Genomic DNA, 19,794 nt, shown 5'->3' with positions numbered 1-19,794 from the left:
TCCCCTACTTAATAATAACCATAACTTTTTCTAATTTTTTAAAATCTACTTCTGGTTTTATATAGGCAACTTTTGTAAGACTTGGCTTTTCCTCTTCAATTGATGTTATTTTCCCTATTAAAATATTGTCTTGGATGATACTATCTCCTTCAGAAATAATATTGGTAGTTACAACTAAATCTCCTTCCTTTGCCTTAGTATCATAGGGAAGCATACTGATTTTGCATTGTTTGTCTTTGTTGATTGATTTTATACCTGTAAGAAGACCAATATCCTCTGTAGAAGAAACTTTAGCAGGAATATTAGCCATTTCATCCAAAATAGTCATTACCTTGGAATTATTTGGATTAACTTCTATTACTTGTCCAACAAAACCGTTTCCCGCAATAACATATTGCCCCTTTTTCACACCATCGTTACTTCCTACATCAATCAATAAAATATCAAACCATTCCCCACCAACTTTTGCTACAACATTCGCTCCTAATAATTTAATATTTCTATTGGAATTTTTAAAATTAAGTAGCTTGTTAAGCTCTTCGTTTTCCTTTTTAAACTTTTCAAAGTCTACTAATTTAAGCCTTAGCTCCTCTACTTCCTTTTTTAACTCATCGTTTTCTTTTTTTAAACTGGCAAGAGAGGATACAAACTGAAAAATATTACTTATTCTTTGCCCTGCTACATATAAAGTTTTCTGAAGGGGTCTAAACCCCGTTGTTAATATATTTTGAACTATGCCAGTATTTCCTTTATTACCAGCGGTTATTCCTATAAATATCGTAAATGCAAGACAAAGAACAAGCACTATTGTAAGTAGCTTGTTCTTTAAAAAGTCCATAATTATCCCTCTTTCTATTTAGATTTGGAAAGTCCAAATCCTCTAGTTCCAGAAAGTTTATCGATATATTCTAATGCCTTACCAGCTCCTATGGCCACGCAATCTAAAGGATTCTCAGCAACATGAACTGGAATATGTGTTTCACTATTAATCAATTTATCAAGTCCTCTTAATAAGGCTCCGCCACCAGTAAGCATAATTCCTTTATCCATAATATCAGCTGCAAGTTCGGGTGGAGTTTTTTCTAATGTAAATTTTATAGCATCAACTATTGCTGTAACAGGCTCCTTTATTGCCTCTCTTATTTCTGATGAAGTAATCTTTATAACCTTTGGTAGACCTGAAACTAAGTCTCTTCCCTTTATATCCATAGTCATTTCTTCATCTTCTGGGAAGGCTGAACCAATTTGAATCTTTATTTGTTCTGCTGTTCTTTCTCCAATCATTAAATTATATTCCTTCTTTATATAATTAACAATTGACTGGTCAAGTTCATCTCCAGCAATTCTTAGAGATTTACTTGTTACAATGCCATCCAATGAAATAACAGCAACCTCTGTTGTTCCTCCACCAATATCTACAACCATACTTCCCGTAGGTTCATTTACAGGTAGTCCTGCACCAATTGCTGCTGCCATAGGTTCCTCTAATAAATGAACTTCCCTTGCTCCTGCTTGTTTAGTTGCTTCTTCTATTGCCCTTTTTTCAACTTCTGTTACACCTGATGGATAGCAAACAACAATCCTCGGTCTTACAAAGGCACCTCCATTAGTAACCTTTTGTATAAACTTTTTTAGCATTGTCTGTGTAACGTCAAAATCTGCAATAACCCCATCCTTTAATGGTCTAATTGCCACAATATTTCCAGGTGTTCTTCCTATCATTTCTTTTGCTTCATCGCCAACTGCTAATACTTGTCTTGAATTGTCGTTTCTAATAGCAACTACTGAAGGCTCCCTTAATATAATACCCTTTCCTTTTACATATATCAATGTGTTTGCTGTTCCTAAATCGATACCCATATCCTTTGAAAATCCAAATAATGCCATGTCATATACTCCTTTCCTAGAATAAATTTTTTTCCTTTAAGCTAATATAGCAGCCATCTCCAATAATAATATGATCAAGCAGTTCTATCCCAACTAATTTGCCAACTTCGAATAACCTCTTAGTTATATTTATATCCTCCATGCTTGGCTCAGGATCACCTGATGGATGATTATGACATATTATTATGGAAGAACTGCTCCTTCTTATAGCCTCACTAAACACCTCGCGAGGATGAACTATAGAAGAATTAAGACTTCCTATTGAAATGTCTTTTATATCAATAACAATATTTTTAGTGTTTAGAAAAATAACTCTTAAAAATTCCCTTTTTAAATACCTCATGTCTTCTCCTATTAAGTTAAATACATCCTTTGGAGAAGTAATTTTGATTTTGTTTGAATTTCTCAAACCTCTTAACCTTTTACCTAATTCAATGGCAGCTTTGATTTGTGCAGCCTTTGCTAAGCCTACGCCCTTAATACTACTTAATTCTTCAATAGTGCAATTAGATAAAAAGTCAAGACCATTTTTTGAAATTATGTTTTGTGCTAAATTTATTGCACTAAAATCCTTTGTCCCTGTTCTTAACAATATTGCCAAAAGTTCAGCATTTGATAAAGATTCTGGACCAAATTTTATAAGTCTTTCCCTTGGCCTTTCATCGTGGGGGATATCCCTGATTCTAAAATTACTCAAAAGAAACACTCCCTTTTAACAAATTAACCCCCACTTCCCTTAAAAGTTGATCTAGTTTAAATATTGGTAAACCAACAACGTTAAAAAAACATCCATTTATTGACTTGACAAACAAGCTACCAATACCTTGAATGGCATATGCCCCTGCTTTATCAAAGGGTTCTTTTGTATTTATATAATCCAAAATCTCTTGTTCTGTTAATTCCTTAAAAACCACTTCTGTTTTTTCAAAGTCGCATTTTAAAATTTCCTTACCTAAATCGTATACACAAATAGCTGTTACAACTTCATGGGTGCTGCCACTTAATACCTTTAACATTTTAATTGCATCTTCTTCATCTTTAGGCTTTCCAAAAACTTTGCCATCCTTAGTAACAATGGTATCAGCTGAAATTATTATAAAATCTTTATTAAGTTTTTTGGCAACGTCGAGAGCTTTACCCTTTGCCATATCTATAGCTAATGAAATAGGATCTGTGTCGAAAAGTTTTTCTTCATAACTTGAAGGGACAATATCAAAATCTATATTAAATTTACGAAGCAATTCAATTCTTCTTGGGGATGATGAAGCAAGAAGGATTCTTTTCATATCATCACCTACATTTTTTTATAAAGGAAAAAGCCTAAAATCATTCCTACAATAGTAAGTATATTAACTTTAAAAGATAAAGCAAAGGTCAATGTAAATATCTTTAAATCCAAAAATATTGGTTTATTAAGCCCTAAGAAATAACTTTTTTGTAAAATAGAAAGTTGATTAAGGGATGAACCAATTATCTCTCCAAGCATTGTCCCTGCAAGGCCAAATATTAAAAGCAGTATTATTAGATAACCTATTCCCCTATAATTATACTTACCCATATTGACTACCCCTTTAATAATTTTTAAACATTTTATTAATTTTTAAACATACTTATCAAATTCTCCTTTATAGTTTAGCATTAATTATGAATAAAAACAAGTATCAATAAAGCGTGCAAGGCATCTTGCACGCTTTATATTAAATTAATACTTTTCTCTTTTTACATAGTGTGTATGCAACAATTCATGGCTCTTATGGCTATTTGGCTCACCTAAAAACTCTTCGTAAAGTCTTATTACATATGGATTCTTATGGGATTTTCTGATTGGTAAGTGCCTATCTTCTTCGTATATAGCCTTTGCTCTTTCTACTCTTACATCAACTCTTTCCCTTGTTTTTGCATCAACTATAGGCTGACCGCCACCTGTTACACATCCACCTGGACAAGCCATTACTTCTATAAAGTCATAATGCTTTTCTCCACTTTTTACCATTTCCAATACTCTTCTTGCATTAGCAAGTCCATGTGCAATTGCTGCCTTAACTACCTTTCCATTTAATTCAATTTCAGCTTCTTTAATTCCTTCTACTCCTCTTACTGCTGTAATTTCGATATTTTCAAGTTCCTTTCCAGTAACTATTTCATATATAGTTCTTAGTGCAGCTTCTGTAACTCCTCCAGTAGCCCCAAAAATTACACCGGCACCAGTTGATTCTCCAAATGGATTATCAAATTCTTCATCAGGAAGGTTTACAAAGTCAATACCTGCTTCCTTTATCATTTGTGCTAATTCTCTTGTTGTTAATACATAGTCTACATCTTGTAAGCCGTTATGGGACAATTCTTCTCTTTGTCCTTCAAATTTTTTACCTACACAGGGCATTATGGAAACAGTCACTATATTCTTTGGATCGATTCCCATCTTTTCAGCGAAATAAGTCTTAATTAAAGCTCCTTCCATTTCACTTGGCGACTTGCAGGTTGAAAGATTTTCCGTCATTTCAGGGTAATAATGTTCAACAAACTTTACCCATCCTGGACAGCAGGATGTCATAAGTGGTAGCCTTTCACCTTTATTTAATCTATTTAATAGCTCAGTTCCTTCTTCCATAATAGTAAGGTCAGCTCCAAAATCTGTATCAAAAACCTTATCAAAGCCTAATCTTCTTAAAGCTGCCACCATCTTACCAGTTACTCTTGTTCCAATTGGCATGCCAAATTCTTCACCTAGAGCAACTCTAACAGCTGGCGCAGTTTGAACTACAACGAATTTTTCTGGATTAGAAATTGCCATCCATACTTCTTTTATATTTTCCTTTTCATGCAATGCACCGACAGGACATGCCATTATACATTGTCCGCAATTTATACAAACAGTATCAGCTAGCGATTTATTGAAGGCAGGCGAAACCTTTGTTTTAAATCCTCTTCTTGCAAAGTTAATAGCATAGACTGTCTGAACTTCGCTACAAGTTGCAATACATCTACCACAAAGTATGCACTTTTCAGGATCTCTGACAACTGAAGCTGAAGCACTATCTATATCTTCATGAGTCTTTTCTCCTTCAAATCTTAAATCCCTTATATTTAGCTCCTTTGATACTTTCTGAAGTTCACAGTTTTCACTTCTTATACAAGTTGTGCATTCTCTCTTATGATTTGAAAGGATCAATTCAACAACTGCCTTTCTTGCCTCTCTAACCTTTTGAGTATTTGTTTTAACAACCATGCCATTTTCAGCCTCTAGTGTGCATGAAGCAAGAAGCCTTGGACCAACTTCAACAACACATACTCTACAAGCTCCAAACTTATTAACATCCTTTAAATAGCAAAGTGTAGGTATTTCAATTCCAATCTTTCTTGCAGCTTCAAGAACAGTTGTTCCCTTTGGAACTTCAACTTCAAAGCCATCTATAGTTAATTTAACTAATTCCATCGTCTTCACCCCTTAAATTACTTTTTCACGATTGCCTTGAATGGACATTTTTCCATACATACGCCGCATTTTACACACTTATCTTGGTCTATTACAAATGGTTCCTTAACTTTTCCACTTATTGCATTTGCTGGACAGTTTCTTGCACAGATGCTGCAGCCCTTACATTTTTCTGCTACTATTTCATACTTCATAAGTGACTTACATACTCCTGCTGGACATCTCTTTTCCTTTACATGTGCTTCATATTCATGTCTAAAGTATTTTAAAGTTGATAATACTGGGTTTGGTGCCGTCTGCCCAAGTCCACAAAGCGCTGTATTCTTTATCTGAATAGATAGTTCTTCTAATTTTGCAAGATCCTCTTCTGTTCCTTTTCCTTCTGTTATCTTTTCAAGTATCTCTAATAATCTTTTTGTTCCTATTCTACATGGAGTGCACTTTCCGCAGGATTCATCTTGTGTAAACTCTAAGTAGAACCTTGCAACGTCTACCATACAGTTGTCTTCGTCCATTACAATCATACCGCCTGATCCCATCATAGAACCTAAAGCTGTTAATGTATCATAATCAATTGGAGTATCTAAATGTTCTGCAGGAATACATCCTCCTGATGGTCCTCCTGTTTGAACTGCCTTAAACTTCTTTCCGTTTGGTATTCCTCCACCTATTTCATATATTATTTCTCTTAAAGTTATTCCCATTGGAACTTCTACAAGCCCTGTGTTTCTTATCTTTCCACCAAGGGCAAATACCTTTGTTCCTTTGCTCTTTTCCGTTCCTATTGATGCAAACCATTCTGCTCCATTTAAAATGATAGGTGGAATATTTGCATAGGTCTCAACATTGTTTATTACTGTTGGTTTGCCCCAAAGTCCTGACTGTGCTGGGAATGGTGGCTTTGGTCTTGGCATTCCTCTTTTTCCTTCTATTGAGTTCATTAAGGCTGTCTCTTCACCGCATACAAAGGCTCCTGCTCCAAGTCTTACCTCTATGTCAAAATCAAAGCCTGTCCCAAAAATGTTCTTGCCTAAAACTCCATATTCCCTTGCCTGCTTTATGGCAACTTCAAGTCTTTGCACTGCTATTGGATACTCCGCTCTTACATAAATGTATCCTTGATTTGCTCCTATAGCATATCCTGCTATTGCCATCGCTTCTAATACTGAGTGTGGGTCCCCCTCAAGAACAGATCTATCCATAAAGGCACCTGGATCCCCTTCATCAGCGTTGCATATTACATATTTTTGATCGCCCTGTGACTTTGCCGTAAACTCCCACTTAAGTCCTGTTGGGAAGCCTCCGCCTCCTCTTCCTCTTAAGCCTGACTTTTTAACTACTTCTATAACTTCCTGTGGTGTCATTTCTGTCAATACCTTTGCAAGGGCTTTGTATCCATCAAAGGCTATATATTCATCTATGTTTTCTGGGTCAATTACACCGCAGTTTCTTAAGGCTATTCTGTATTGTTTCTTATAAAAATCTACTTCGTTTAATGACTTTATTCTTCCTTCGTCTACTGATTCTGTGTATAGAAGCCTTGTTACAACTCTACCCTTAACAAGATGTTCCTTTACTATCTCTTCTACATCCTCAACTGTTACTCTGCTGTAGAATGCTCCCTCTGGGTATACTATTACTACTGGACCTAATTCACAAAGTCCGAAACATCCAGTTCTTATTATTTCTATTTCATTTTCTATTCCATTTTTCTTTACTTCTTCATGAAACTTTTCCTTTAAATCCATTGAACCTGATGATGTGCAGCCTGTCCCACCACAGATTAATACCTGAGAACGATAAAATGCCATAGCTTTCCCTCCAATCATTCATTTTCTGCCTTAAAATCGTTAAGTATCTTACCTTGAACTACATGTAGTGTATATTCCTCTACTACCTTGCCTTCCTTTACGTGTTCCCTTACTATTCTTCTTGCCTTTTCCGCATCCATCTTTACATAAGTTACCTTTTCTTCGCCAGGTTTAAACACTTCAACAATGGGCTCTACCTTACAAAGACCTATACATCCTGTTTGAGCAACTGTAACATCTGTTAATCCAAGCTTTTCAACCTCTTCCATAATAGCAAGAAGAACTGGTCTTGCTCCTGCTGCTATTCCGCAGGTTGCCATCCCAACTACTATTCTTGTTGTTGTTCTGTCCTTCCTTTGGTTTACTCTATCAAGGGTCCTTTGTCTTATTTCCTCTAATTCCTTCAATGTTTTCATACTAGGCACCTCCACCTATTTCTTTTAAATTATCTTTGATATATTCCTTTATCCACATCAAAACTTCTGGGTGATTTAAGTCATCAAAGCCTAAAATTTTTTTATTTCTCTCGTATCAATTGAAAATAATTTACCGTTAATATTATGTGTATAAACAAAATCTATTTTAGGATTCAACAAGCAGGATACAATCGTTTCTTCAATTCTACCCATCGGAGGCCTATCAATGTGATCGTGCTGCATTACAGCAACAACTTCTGTTCCTTTACTTACCTCTGAAGAAACCTTTAAAAACCCATTACAAGCCCTGCATGTTGCCTCAAACAAAGACAATCCTAAGCCAACTTTTCTTGTTGTCCTTGAAGTTACAAAAGGATCAGTAATAGATTGTAACATATCTTTAGGTATCCCTTTGCCATTGTCCTTTATTTTAACTGTGAGAAGATTATCATTTATATTTTCTTTTATTTCTATTTCAATCAACGTAGCATCCGCATTAATCGAATTTTCTACTATATCCATAATATGAAGAGAAATTTCCCTCATAAAATCTCCTCTTATTTATACTCCTTTAAGATGTTTGGAATATCTTCTGGGGTTAATCTACCATATACTTTTTCTCCAATTACCATAACTGGAGCAAGACCGCATGCACCAAGACATCTTGTAGCTTCTAATGTAAACTTTCCATCGGCAGTTGTTTTCCCCACTTCAATTCCAAGCTCCTTAGACAATCTATCAATAAGACCTTGTGCACCTTTAACATAGCAAGCTGTTCCAAGGCATACTCTAATTATATGTTCACCCTTTGGTTCAAGTGAGAAATATGAATAAAAGGAAGCTACTCCATAAATTTCTGACATTGGAACATTTAACTCCTGTGATACAATCTTTAATACATCTTCAGGAAGATAACCATAAATGTTTTGAATTTGATGTAATACTGGTATTAGGCCACCTTTAACATCCTTGTATTTTTGGATAACTTCTTTTGCCTTTTCTAATCTTTCGTCTACTTGATTTCCACCACAACAGCAGCAATTTTGTTGATTCATAATTTCACTCCCCTTGTTTGATATTTTACTAACATGCTTTATTATGAAATTTGGACTAATGAAAATTTTTTAATATTATAATCTCATTAGCCAAATTACGTAAACACGAGTTAATATCACCTTTTTTGTATTTTTTAAAAACAAAAGATATTCATCATAAAATTTTTTAATTCTCTCATCATTTGTATTAATGATATTATCAATTGATAATTGTTCTTGTTGTATTTTCCCCTTCAATAAGCTTATTTGTTTAATAACAGCTTTTGTTAATTCTACATATTCCTTATTATTAATTGATAATTCGACATTTTTTATTATATATGATAAATTTAAATTAATCAAATAGTTTTCATAAATTTTTATATCATCTTTTATATAGTCAATCCATGAAATAACATGATATTTCCCATTAATATCTACATAAGTTGCCGTTACGTTTTTAGCATTCAATTCTCTAACCAAATTTTCAGCATTCTTTCTTTCATTAAAAAAGCCTAATTGGAATAAATAAAATGTTACCCTTTGATTTGTATCTATTTTAATATCATCTTGATTTTCAACCCTTTTAGAAGTAAACATATTTTTTTGATCTATCATAAATGCAAAAATTGTTGAAAATATAAAAATAGTCAGAAACATTATTATGATATTTTTCTTAAAATCATTTTTTTCTTCCAATTGGACTCTAATATATCTCATACCCTCAACCCCTAATTTAATACAGAAAAATAGATAGAGCATTGCTCTATCTTAATACTCTGACTGCACCTCTATATCTTTTTAAATAATAGGGTTCACTTAAGCTTGTTATTGTAACGTATCCCTTACCAGACGATGCATGAATAAACTTACCATTTCCTATGTAAATGCCAACATGCGATATTCCTCTTTTGGATGTTTGAAAAAACACTAAATCCCCCGGCAACAATTGTGATTTTAAAATTTTTTGTCCTGACGTAAACTGTCCATAAGAGCTGTGGGGCAACTCTATCCCAAAGGACTTAAAAACATAAGATGTGAAACCTGAGCAGTCAAAACCTGAAGGTGATTGTCCAGACCACTTATATCTTATCCCTAAAAATCTTTTAGCATAACTAACCAGCTGTGGCCCCCTTGATATTGCTTGTCGATTATTCCTTGCATCATTAATATTAGCATTGACTTTAAAATTAAATAAACAAATAGTTAAAAGTAAAATTGTTGGTAAAAACATTCTTTTCCTTTTCATTATTCTACTCCTTCCTATGCCTCCGGAGTTAGCTGACGGGTTCGGGAAGAAGGAATTCCCTACTGATAATACATATCAGATTCACCCCAAAATATGGTTCCTCCGTACCCATTTGGGATTCGGCATTATCTCTTAACTATTATATCAATATGCGTAAAATTTGTTCAATATATGTTAAAAAAATTTAATTATTAAAATCCTAATTCCTGTTTTACTAAGATAATAATTCCCCTTCCCTTTACGTTTTGTCTATAAGTTACTACATAGTGATTGCAAATTCTCTCTGGGGAATTACAATCTAAACATATCCCTTTCTCAACACACGGCGTTTTTCTTGATAGTCTTTTTGCATTTATTGGAGATGCATAATTTCTAACTCTTGTGTATGCTTCATTAAGATCCCTAACAATTTTATTTATTCCAGCAATAATAATAACTTTTTTAGGGCCATATATCATTGCCGCAACTCTATTGCCGTTACCATCTAAATTTACAAGATATCCTTCCTCAGTAATAGCATTTGAACTTGTTATGTAATAATCAGCAAAAAACGATTTTCTGTAAAGTTCCGCAATATCATCAGGAGTTAAGCCTTCTTTATATCTATCTAGCAGTGTTATATTACATTTTCTAAGATATTCTATTATTCCTCCGTCAATTAGGGTCATTGAACCTCCAAAGGATACAGTGCTCTTCTCTTCAATAATATTCTTTAATATTTCCTTTACATTTTCTATGTCTTCAGCAATAAAAACTTCATAATTATTTTTTTCAAGTGATTGTTTTACCCTTTCTAATTTCTTTTCCAGATACCAATTTACATTTTGATTCATTTATTTTGCCCCCTTTACCAATATATTAACTGGTCTATCTTTTAATTTGAAATAATTTGATACTCTTTCGATGGTATAACCATTTTTAAGCCAAAAATTTTTACTGCCTTTGTTTTCCTCTGACACAACTACGCAAAACCTTTGTATACTATACATAGTTTTTAAATAATCTTCTACTAGACCGAGGATATAAGTTCCTAATCCTTTATTTCTTAATTCATATTTTAAAATAAAGGTCATAAACCACGCCTCGTGAATAGATTTTTTTTCTACTCTTCCTTTAATTATTCCCACCATTTTAAAATCTTGATATATTCCGCAAAAAAATTCTAAAGGATTAACAAGACTTTCCATATACCTTTCTTTTATAAATCCCAAATCAATTTTTTTATTAATTCCAATAGCTTCTAGATTACTTTCATCAGAATTAATGCATTCTACAATATCCTTTAAGGAATCTAAAGAAACATTTTTAATAACAATGCTTTTGTGGGAAATATTTATATGTAACAACCTATCACCTACTTAAATATTTACTATTTATTTATATTCAACACAAATGTGTAAAATCCTTTTAAAAATTATTGTTAAAAATATAACTTATTATCTGTTATATGCCTCTTTAGATTAGACAAAATGTGTATTATTTTGTTTAAGGCATAAAAAAAAGACCTTGTCATACAAGGTCCATATTATCACTTTTGGTGCGGAGAGCGGGACTTGAACCCGCACGGGATACCCACACGCCCCTCAAACGTGCGCGTCTGCCGATTCCGCCATCTCCGCTTGACACAATATATATTAGCAAATTTAATCTTTTTTGTCAACACTTTTTATAAAATTTCGTTTTGGTAAATCCATTTATAAATCATATAATATTTTTTTACTTTTTTAATGTATAGTTTTGTTTCTTTAAATAGCATCTCTTCTTTGAGCTTATTATTTATCATCCATTTTCTAACATTTCCTTCCCCTGCATTATATGCAGCAAGAGCTAAATTTAAATCATTTCCAAATTCGCTGTATAACTTTTTAAAATAAAACACACCATATTTTATATTTTTTTCCGGATCAAATAAATCTGTAGCTTTGTAGTTTTTTTCCTTCAGTAAAGTAGAAATGTATCTACCGGTATTAGGAGTAATTTGCATAAGGCCTACTGCACCTTTATGGGACAATGCAAATTCATCAAAATTGCTTTCTGCCTTTATAAGTGCATATATTAAGTAGGGATCAACACTATATTTTTCAGAATATTTTACAACATATTCACTATACTTTATCGGATAAAAGATTTTAAAAATATTTTTTAGATTTAAAAATAAAATTAGAAAAAGCAATATAAGAAATAACTTCCGTTTATTCATTCATCTCCTCCATGCTTAAAATGCTATTTATAATGTAGTCCAATTGTTTCTTAGTGTTCTCTAAATCTTTGCTATTATCAATAATATAATCGGCATACTTTTTCTTTTCTTCAAAATCCATCTGAGAGTTAATCATTCTTATAGCTTGTTCATAAGTTAATCCATCTCTATTCATTAACCTATTTAACTGGGTCTCTCTATCGCAATAAACAAGTAAGACAAAATCAACATTTTTGTAAAATCCTGTTTCTATCAGCAGTGCTGCATCTACAACACATAATCTATATCCCTTTGTATCGTAAATTTTTATTTTTTCATTAATTCTTTTAAGGATTTCAGGATGAGTTATTTCATTCAATGTTTTTAGCTTTTCATTATCATTAAAAACTATTTCCCTTAGTCTTTTTCTATCGATTTCTCCTTCAGGGTTTAATATTTGAATTCCAAAACTTTCAATTACCCTATTAAAGGCTACCTCTCCAATTTTTAAGATCTCCCTCGCAATCATATCTGCATCAATAATTGGAAACCCCTTTTCCTTAAGCATTTGTGAAACTGTTGACTTTCCCGACGCAATGCCACCAGTTAATCCTAAAACTATCAAAATATCACCTACTTTGCATTATACCAATTATCTCCTACATGGATATCAACCACAAGTGGAACAACAAGTTTAACGGCGTTCTCCATTTCATATTTAACTATTTTTTTTACGTTTTCTAATTCGTCCTTATAAGTTTCAATAATCAATTCATCATGGACCTGAAGTATTATTCTTGACTTTAATCCTTCTGTCTTTAGCCTTTTGAAAACTTTAATCATTGCAATTTTTATAATATCTGCCGCAGAACCTTGAACAGGAGTGTTCATAGCCAGCCTTTCTCCGAGCATCTTAACTGTTTTATTGGTTGAACGAATCTCCGGAATATACCTTATTCTATTCATAATTGTTGTTACATATCCCTTTTCTTTTGCAAAATCAACAATCCAGTCTAAATAATTCCTTACTCCTTTGTATCTCTCAAAATAATTTTCGATATATTCCTTAGCTTCTTTTCTTGATATTTTTAAATCCTTTGCTAAGCCAAAATCTGATAAACCATAAACTATACCAAAATTTACTGCTTTTGCTCTGCTTCTTTGTAAAGGAGTTACTTCCTCCATTTTAACCCCAAAAACTTCTGATGCAGTTCTAGTATGAATATCCTGTCCTTTTGTAAATGCATCTATTAGGTTTTCATCCTTAGAAAGGTGTGCTAATACTCTAAGCTCAATCTGTGAATAATCGGCTGATAAAATGACATAGTCATCATCTGTAGGAACAAAGGCCCTTCTAATTTGCCTTCCTTGTTCTAATTTTATAGGTATATTTTGAAGATTAGGTTCCGTGCTTGAAATTCTTCCTGTGGCAGTAACTGTTTGATTAAAGTTAGAATGTATTTTCCCATCCTCAGAAATTGCATCCATTAAACCATCAATGTATGTTGTTTTTAATTTTATTAATTGTCGATATTGTATTATCTTTTCAATGATTGGATGGTGGGGCAGTAATTCTTCAAGGACCTCTGCATCAGTCGAATATCCTGTCTTAGTTTTTTTAATCACAGGAAGATTAAGTTTCTCAAATAAAATAACTCCAAGTTGTTTTGGCGAATTTATATTAAATTCCTCGCCTGCAAAATCATATATCTGTCCTGTTAATATATCTATTTCCTCGCTTAACTGAAACCCTATTTTGTTTAAAGTTTCCTTATCAACCTTAAAACCATTGATCTCCATTTCAGCCAACACTTCTACAAGTGGCAGTTCAATTTCTTTGTATAAGATTGCAAGGTTTAGTTTGTCAATTTCTTCCATGAGTTTTTCCTTTATTGTAACTATATTATTAATAAAAACCCCATAGCAGTAAAGCAACTTTTCTTTGCTTATATTTCTATTTAAATATTTATTCACTATATACTCTACTGAGTAATCGTTTAATGAAGGATTAAGGACATAGGCAGCTATTTCTGCATCAAAATCTAAGTTTTTTATCTCTACTTGTCTTTCTTTTAAATACTTATAAGCTATCTTTGATGAATATGTATTTTTTATTATTTTTTCATCCATAAATATGTCATAAAATTTATCAATTAATGCTGCAGGAATTATATTAAAATCCCTTACTACCATTCCTACTACTTTTTTATTTTCTTCTATTAAGCAAAAATCAAATTGTCCTTCTTTAAATATTTCTTGCTTTATCTTTTCAATCTCGCTTAGATCATCAACAAATTTTATTTCTTCTATTGCAGATTCATTTTCCTCTTTTTTAATTTTAGATATTATACTCTTAAATTCATACTTTGTTAAAATGTCTATAACTTTATTTAAATCATATTTTAAAATGCCTTCATTTAAATTAATTTCTATTGGAACATCAATTTTTATTGTCGCAAGTTCCCTGCTAAGATATGCAACTTCTCTGTTTTCCAATAATAAATTTTTAATTCTTTCTGGTTTAATTTCATCAATATTCGAATATATATTATCAAGATTTCCATATTGATGTAATAACTTAAGTGCTGTCTTTTCACCGATTCCTGGAACTCCAGGGATATTATCAGATGCATCACCCATCAAAGCTTTAAGGTCAATAATATTTTGAGGTTCAATGCCAAACCTTTGTTTTATTTCTTCTACACCATATACTTCAAGCTCAGTTATCCCTTTTTTTGTCATTAATACCGTTATATTATCATCAACAAGCTGCAATGCATCCCTATCCCCTGTAATTATATTGACCTTAAAATCATTATTTGAAAATCCTTTAGAAAGCGTCCCTATAATATCGTCAGCTTCATATCCTTCTAGCTCTAAAATTTCTATATTAAAGGCACGTAATATTTCTTTAGTAGGTTCTATTTGCTGTGCCAACTCATCAGGCATTTTTTTTCTTCCCGCTTTATATTCAATAAACCTTTCATGCCTAAAGTTCTTCTTACTTTTATCAAAGGCAGCAATAATATAATCTGGAATCATTTCCTGGATTATTTTAATGAGCATAACAGTGTATCCATAAACCGCATTCGTAGGTTGCCCCGTTGATGTATTCATTGGAGGCAATGCGTAAAATGCCCTATTCAATAGACTATTGGAATCTATAATTATAATTTTCTTAGTCATAACCTTCTCTCCTTAAATTAATTTTTATATATTAAATTATATATTAAATTCTCAATTATGTTAAATGAAACAAAAAAATTTCCTTGCCAAATTTGGCAAGGAGGAATTGATAGGGTTATTTTAAAACTAGTTTTATGTTAATTTCATTAACATCGTTTGAAACTTCGTTTACTGTTTTAAGTTCTATACCGTTATTGCTTAAAAATGCTTTTAGTTCTTCAAATTTATCTTTATTTATGGAGTAAATTTCTTCTGAAACCTTTACTGCATTTGATAATAAATATTCAACTATTTGTGTATTTTCTTTACTGCAAATAATTTCATAATTATATACTAAAGTTGTAGACTTTAGAGAAGTCTGAAGGTTATTGTCATTTGCTTTAAAGTCGTATTTATCTGAAGAAGCTACAACAAGAACATCTTCCTTTTGAGATTCTTTGGCGTTATTTTCTTTATTATTTACATTAGAATCTTTTACATTTTTCTTTAGAACTGGCTTAGTCTGTCTATTAGTTTTTGTCACATTGGTTTTATTATCCTTTACTGTAACTTCTACTTTTTCATCTACCTTTTCGTTTTCTGAAATTATGTTTTCTATATTAACCTTTTCCTTTTGATTATTTATTTCAGAAACTATTTTAACTTCAGATTCTTTGTTTATACTTCTATTAAAGTATGTTCCTATACCTATTGCAAATATAAAGGCTGCAGCAGCTGCTGATACGTATCTTCTAAATAATAATTTGTTTCTATATCTTCTTTCCGATGTTCTAACTTTATTCATAACTATTTCATGCATATTTTGTGGCGGCGTAATTTCTAAACTTCTCAAAAGACCTCCCTCAAAATCCTTTTCATCGTTAAAGAGATTTGAAATGTAATTTTGTTCCTTCATGCTTTTTGCCCCCTTACAATACCATTCTTTATTAATTCCTTCTTAAGTGCCTCTCTAGCACGGTTAAGTCTCGATTTAACAGTTCCAACCTCGATGTTTAATATCCCTGCTATTTCTTGATATGAAAAGCCATGCACATCCCTTAAGACAATAATTGTTCTAAAATCCTCATTTAACTTCAAAATGCAATTTTTAATTATATTCCTAAGTTCATTAGATTCATATGTATCTTCGGTATTATCTATAGTTTCACCTTCGATGGCTATATATTCATCCAATGAAAGGTCTTCTTTTCTTTTTTTGATGTAATCCAGACAAGTATTATAGGTAATTCTATAAATCCAAGTTGAAAGTTTACTATCGCCTTTAAAGTTTGAAATAGATCTATATATTTTAAGAGCCACTTCCTGAGTAACATCCATTGCGTCATGCTCATTTTTTAAAATATAATACGCTATATTATATATTTTGTTTTCATACTGTTTAAATAAAGATTCAAAGGCATCTATATCATTTTCCTTGCACTGCTGAATTAATAATGTTTCCTCCATAATCTACTCCCCTATCAACCCTTAAATAATAATGATAAAACGAATTTAAAACATCTTCTAAACTGTCCCCTGAAAATTTATTTAATATTTCTTTTGTTATTTCAAAGGCCAATACGTTTTCAGCAACTACTGCTAGAGCTGGAACAGCGCAAACATCAGATCTTTCGTATCTGCTTTTTACTTTTTCTCCCAATAAATTAACCGTTTCAAATTCTTGTCTTATGGAAGGAATCGGCTTCATATAAAGGCGAACAACAAGCGGCATACCATTTGTTATTCCACCTTCAATTCCTCCTAAGTGGTTGCTTTTTCTTTTAAAGCTTCCACCTTCATAAGTTATTTTGTCATTAAACTGGCTTCCTAAAATATTTGGAGCTTCAAAACCATCTCCAATTTCTACCGCTTTAACTCCCTGGATAGACATCATTGCTCCTGAAATCATATAATCCATCCTTCTATCATAAAAGGAATAGCTACCTAGTCCATGTGGAACATTAAAGGCTATAACTTCTACAGCTCCCCCCAGGGTATCACCAGCCTCTTTAATATTTTCAATCAAATTTATCATTTCCTGCTCTTTTTCTTTGTCTAAACATCTTACTGGGGACTTTTCTATTCTATTTAATATTTCATCTGAATATTCCTCAATTATTGAATCATCGGCAACATTACCAATTCTAACCGTCCTGCTAATAAATTTGACGTGAAAAATTTTTAAAAGTTCCATACAAATTGCACCAACTGCAACTCTTATTGCTGTTTCTCTTGCGCTTGCCCTTTCAATAACGTTTCTTATATCATCCAAATTATATTTTAAAATTCCATTAAGATCTGCATGGCCTGGCCTTGGAACAATAATCTTTTCCTTATATTCCTTTTCTATATCCATGATTTCTTTCCAATTTTCATAATCTTTGTTATGAATAGCTATGCATATTGGTGCCCCGGTAGTTTTGCCACCTCTTATCCCTGATATCACTTCAATTTTATCATTTTCTATAAGCATTCTTCCTCCTCTACCGTATCCCCTTTGTCTTCTTGCTAACTGTCGATTTATATTTTCTATATTTATTTCAACATTTGATGGAAATCCTTCTATGATAGCCACTAACATTTTGCCATGGGATTCACCTGCATCTAAAAATCTTAACATACCCATCACCTTTTCGACATTTTTTGACTTATTTTGTATTTCACTTCTAACCTAAGAATATTTTACCACAACTCAATATAAATTGATATTGTTAATATATTCATTTATTGGTATAATAATTTTTGTAACTGCTTTACTTTTTTATGAAAGGGGAATAATATGTTCTGGACTCAACTTGGAATTATTTTAGCTATCGTATTGATTTCATTAGTTCTTTTTAATTTTTTGCGTCCCTATATTTTTAAATACAATGTTAAAAAGCATCATTTAATCATATTACTTATCATATTCTTTATTTTACCTCCGTTTTTAGGTAATCTTTATAAACTTCCTATTGTTCAATGGCTTCAAATGATTATCGTTTCGTTAATTACTTTAACCTTTGTTGATCTTATTAGTTTTGAAAAAATAAACAAAAAAAAGGAGGTCATTGGCAGACCAAAGCCAAAACCAAGAAGGGCAAAAAATAATAAATAATATATTGACTGAAATAAAATTCCATGTTAATATATAAATGTCCTTGCCGAAGTGGTGGAACTGGCAGACGCGCCGGACTCAAAATCCGGTGGGGTAACACCCGTGCGGGTTCGACTCCCGCCTTCGGCACCAAAGGTGGCTTATATGCCACCTTTTTTATTTATATACTCCTGATATTTGTTTACTTCCTCAATACAATCCTTAAATCCTTTTATATATCCCCTTTCATAATCATCACTTTTATTAGCATCAATTTTTAATACCATGACATATAGACGTTCCAATAAATATACTATTAGACAATCTTTTTCTATAAGCATATAACCTATCCCCCTTGATATTTTTAATTATTCTATTCACAACCAAAAAATTTGTGATAATATTCAAATAAATTTAGTATTTATTATTAGCAGTTTTTATTTTAAAACTCTCTCAATGAAGTATAATATAATTAAGAGGTGGAGGTGTAAAAATGGATAACCTAGAAAAAAATTTAATTATATATGATGAAAGAGAATCCCTTAACGAAAAGATAATAGAAAGAGAAATAGAACAATTTAAACTTATACAAAATTTTATAAAAAGCCAAATGAAGGAAGGAGAAGATTACGGTAAAATTCCAGGAAGCCCCAAACCTAGTTTATTTAAACCTGGGGCTGAAAAGCTGTGTAATCTATATGGCTTTACAATAAACGTTGATATACTGGAAAAAGTTGAAAACTGGAAGGAAGGTTTTTTCTACTATCTTTGCAAGTGTTCCTTAAGAAGTAAAAAAACTGGGGAAATAATTTCTGAAGGATTAGGTTCCTGCAATAGCAAAGAAACAAAATTTGCAAGACAAAATCCCTATACAATTGTAAACACCATATTAAAAATGGCCAAAAAAAGAGCCTTAATAGATGCTACTCTATCAGCGACAAGGACTTCTGGAATTTTTACTCAAGACATTGAAGACATGGAGGAAATGCTCATTACAGATGAAAATGTTGAAGTTAAAGAAGAAAAGGTTGACTATGCAACACAAAATCAAAAAAATTATATAGCAAAACTTGCTAAAGATAAAAATATAAATGATGAGGGATAGTGTCAAGATATTGTAGGTTAATTTTTATAGACAACCCCTTAAATTAGCTAGTTTCAAGGCGTTTGTTAAATTTAAAAAACTTAAATTATATTTTCATATTTTATTGATTTTAATATCCTGTAAATTGGCGTTACTTTCCCTATGTTCAATATCGTTATATTATTCATAACTTCACGTGAAGATTTATTTATCTTTCTTATCGCTTCTTTTATTTTCTTCTTACTTACCTTGAAGGCTTTTTCATCTTCCTTAAACACACTTATTTCCCTTAAATTTCCTCCATTCTTGCTAAATACCCTTAGCTTTGCCATTATCTTTAATCCTTCCTTGCTCCATCCTAATGGCCTGCTGCTTAATCTCGCCGATAATACATGGCTTACATGCCCTTCTGCGCTGCATCCTATTACATCATCGTCATCTTTATATATTTCTATCC

At 32.1% G+C, this 19,794-nt stretch carries 24 protein-coding genes, 2 tRNA genes and 1 riboswitch; of the genes, 3 read left to right on the top strand and 23 right to left on the bottom strand.

What is annotated here, in order from left to right:
* Positions 1-4: 4 nt before the first annotated feature.
* The 21 genes from mreC to aroC all read right to left on the bottom strand — a co-directional run bounded on the left by mreC (position 5) and on the right by aroC (position 17,797).
* Complete coding sequence (gene mreC, locus CAAU_RS01075; RefSeq protein WP_008907585.1) at positions 5-838, bottom strand: rod shape-determining protein MreC; 834 nt, start codon at positions 836-838, stop codon at positions 5-7.
* Positions 839-852: 14 nt separating this feature from the next.
* Positions 853-1,887 (bottom strand): rod shape-determining protein, encoded by a 1,035-nt coding sequence (locus tag CAAU_RS01070; RefSeq protein ID WP_008907584.1) that lies wholly within the window; start codon positions 1,885-1,887, stop codon positions 853-855.
* A gap of 16 nt (positions 1,888-1,903) precedes the next feature.
* Complete coding sequence (gene radC / locus CAAU_RS01065) at positions 1,904-2,584, bottom strand: RadC family protein (RefSeq protein ID WP_008907583.1); 681 nt, start codon at positions 2,582-2,584, stop codon at positions 1,904-1,906.
* The gene (locus CAAU_RS01060; RefSeq protein ID WP_008907582.1) at positions 2,577-3,173 is read right to left on the bottom strand and encodes a Maf family protein; all 597 of its coding nucleotides are present in this window, start codon (positions 3,171-3,173) and stop codon (positions 2,577-2,579) included. Before CAAU_RS01060 ends, radC begins: the two co-directional genes overlap by 8 nt.
* Positions 3,174-3,181: 8 nt before the next feature.
* Positions 3,182-3,445 (bottom strand): DUF4321 domain-containing protein, encoded by a 264-nt coding sequence (locus CAAU_RS01055; protein ID WP_008907581.1) that lies wholly within the window; start codon positions 3,443-3,445, stop codon positions 3,182-3,184.
* Positions 3,446-3,589: 144 nt separating this feature from the next.
* Positions 3,590-5,323 carry an NADH-dependent [FeFe] hydrogenase, group A6 gene (locus CAAU_RS01050; protein ID WP_008907580.1) on the bottom strand — a complete coding sequence of 578 codons (1,734 nt, stop codon included), beginning with the start codon at positions 5,321-5,323 and terminating at the stop codon, positions 3,590-3,592.
* A gap of 17 nt (positions 5,324-5,340) precedes the next feature.
* A complete protein-coding gene (gene nuoF, locus CAAU_RS01045) occupies positions 5,341-7,134 on the bottom strand; it encodes an NADH-quinone oxidoreductase subunit NuoF (RefSeq protein ID WP_008907579.1) in 1,794 nt (597 codons plus the stop codon).
* 14 nt (positions 7,135-7,148) lie between these two features.
* Positions 7,149-7,550: a (2Fe-2S) ferredoxin domain-containing protein gene (locus CAAU_RS01040; protein ID WP_008907578.1), complete on the bottom strand. Its 402-nt coding sequence runs from the start codon at positions 7,548-7,550 to the stop codon at positions 7,149-7,151.
* A 90-nt stretch (positions 7,551-7,640) separates the two neighbouring features.
* Positions 7,641-8,096: an ATP-binding protein gene (locus CAAU_RS01035; RefSeq protein ID WP_008907577.1), complete on the bottom strand. Its 456-nt coding sequence runs from the start codon at positions 8,094-8,096 to the stop codon at positions 7,641-7,643.
* An 11-nt stretch (positions 8,097-8,107) separates the two neighbouring features.
* Positions 8,108-8,605: an NADH-quinone oxidoreductase subunit NuoE gene (gene nuoE / locus CAAU_RS01030; protein WP_008907576.1), complete on the bottom strand. Its 498-nt coding sequence runs from the start codon at positions 8,603-8,605 to the stop codon at positions 8,108-8,110.
* A gap of 75 nt (positions 8,606-8,680) precedes the next feature.
* The gene (locus CAAU_RS01025) at positions 8,681-9,304 is read right to left on the bottom strand and encodes an SPOR domain-containing protein (RefSeq protein WP_008907575.1); all 624 of its coding nucleotides are present in this window, start codon (positions 9,302-9,304) and stop codon (positions 8,681-8,683) included.
* 46 nt (positions 9,305-9,350) lie between these two features.
* Complete coding sequence (locus CAAU_RS01020; protein WP_008907574.1) at positions 9,351-9,833, bottom strand: C40 family peptidase; 483 nt, start codon at positions 9,831-9,833, stop codon at positions 9,351-9,353.
* A 2-nt stretch (positions 9,834-9,835) separates the two neighbouring features.
* Positions 9,836-9,968: riboswitch (cyclic di-AMP (ydaO/yuaA leader) on the bottom strand.
* A gap of 56 nt (positions 9,969-10,024) precedes the next feature.
* Complete coding sequence (locus tag CAAU_RS01015; RefSeq protein ID WP_008907573.1) at positions 10,025-10,666, bottom strand: lactate utilization protein; 642 nt, start codon at positions 10,664-10,666, stop codon at positions 10,025-10,027.
* Positions 10,667-11,179, bottom strand: coding sequence for a GNAT family N-acetyltransferase (locus CAAU_RS13775; protein ID WP_008907572.1), 513 nt, complete (start codon positions 11,177-11,179; stop codon positions 10,667-10,669).
* A 189-nt stretch (positions 11,180-11,368) separates the two neighbouring features.
* Positions 11,369-11,452, bottom strand: a tRNA-Leu gene (locus CAAU_RS01005).
* Between the two features lie 47 nt (positions 11,453-11,499).
* A complete protein-coding gene (locus tag CAAU_RS01000) occupies positions 11,500-12,033 on the bottom strand; it encodes a lytic transglycosylase domain-containing protein (protein WP_008907571.1) in 534 nt (177 codons plus the stop codon).
* A complete protein-coding gene (gene coaE / locus CAAU_RS00995) occupies positions 12,026-12,637 on the bottom strand; it encodes a dephospho-CoA kinase (RefSeq protein ID WP_008907570.1) in 612 nt (203 codons plus the stop codon). Before coaE ends, CAAU_RS01000 begins: the two co-directional genes overlap by 8 nt.
* Positions 12,638-12,645: 8 nt before the next feature.
* Positions 12,646-15,198: a DNA polymerase I gene (gene polA, locus CAAU_RS00990; RefSeq protein ID WP_008907569.1), complete on the bottom strand. Its 2,553-nt coding sequence runs from the start codon at positions 15,196-15,198 to the stop codon at positions 12,646-12,648.
* A gap of 115 nt (positions 15,199-15,313) precedes the next feature.
* Positions 15,314-16,093: a hypothetical protein gene (locus CAAU_RS00985; RefSeq protein WP_008907568.1), complete on the bottom strand. Its 780-nt coding sequence runs from the start codon at positions 16,091-16,093 to the stop codon at positions 15,314-15,316.
* Positions 16,090-16,644, bottom strand: coding sequence for an RNA polymerase sigma factor (locus CAAU_RS00980; protein WP_008907567.1), 555 nt, complete (start codon positions 16,642-16,644; stop codon positions 16,090-16,092). The genes CAAU_RS00985 and CAAU_RS00980 overlap by 4 nt, the downstream gene beginning before the upstream one ends.
* Entirely contained in the window at positions 16,604-17,797 is a 1,194-nt protein-coding gene (aroC, locus tag CAAU_RS00975) for a chorismate synthase (RefSeq protein ID WP_008907566.1), read from the bottom strand. Before aroC ends, CAAU_RS00980 begins: the two co-directional genes overlap by 41 nt.
* Before the next feature lie 159 nt (positions 17,798-17,956).
* Here aroC and CAAU_RS00970 point away from each other — a divergent pair, with 159 nt between their 5' ends.
* On the top strand, positions 17,957-18,274 hold the full coding sequence (locus CAAU_RS00970; RefSeq protein ID WP_008907565.1) for a hypothetical protein: 318 nt from the start codon (positions 17,957-17,959) through the stop codon (positions 18,272-18,274).
* A 45-nt stretch (positions 18,275-18,319) separates the two neighbouring features.
* A tRNA-Leu gene (locus CAAU_RS00965) sits at positions 18,320-18,406 on the top strand.
* Positions 18,407-18,414: 8 nt separating this feature from the next.
* On the opposite strand, the gene CAAU_RS00960 is transcribed toward CAAU_RS00965, so the two are convergent.
* On the bottom strand, positions 18,415-18,594 hold the full coding sequence (locus tag CAAU_RS00960) for a hypothetical protein (RefSeq protein WP_040305597.1): 180 nt from the start codon (positions 18,592-18,594) through the stop codon (positions 18,415-18,417).
* A 152-nt stretch (positions 18,595-18,746) separates the two neighbouring features.
* Here CAAU_RS00960 and CAAU_RS00955 point away from each other — a divergent pair, with 152 nt between their 5' ends.
* Positions 18,747-19,358: a hypothetical protein gene (locus CAAU_RS00955; RefSeq protein WP_008907563.1), complete on the top strand. Its 612-nt coding sequence runs from the start codon at positions 18,747-18,749 to the stop codon at positions 19,356-19,358.
* A gap of 80 nt (positions 19,359-19,438) precedes the next feature.
* Here the strand turns inward: CAAU_RS00955 and CAAU_RS00950 are convergent.
* On the bottom strand, positions 19,439-19,794 hold a 356-nt coding region (locus CAAU_RS00950), incomplete at its 5' end, for a UPF0236 family transposase-like protein (RefSeq protein WP_192811156.1).

This window comes from Caloramator australicus RC3 (assembly GCF_000297115.1).
GTDB classification, from domain to species: Bacteria; Bacillota; Clostridia; order Clostridiales; family Caloramatoraceae; genus Caloramator; species Caloramator australicus.
This window is presented reverse-complemented; position numbering and strand designations above follow the sequence as displayed.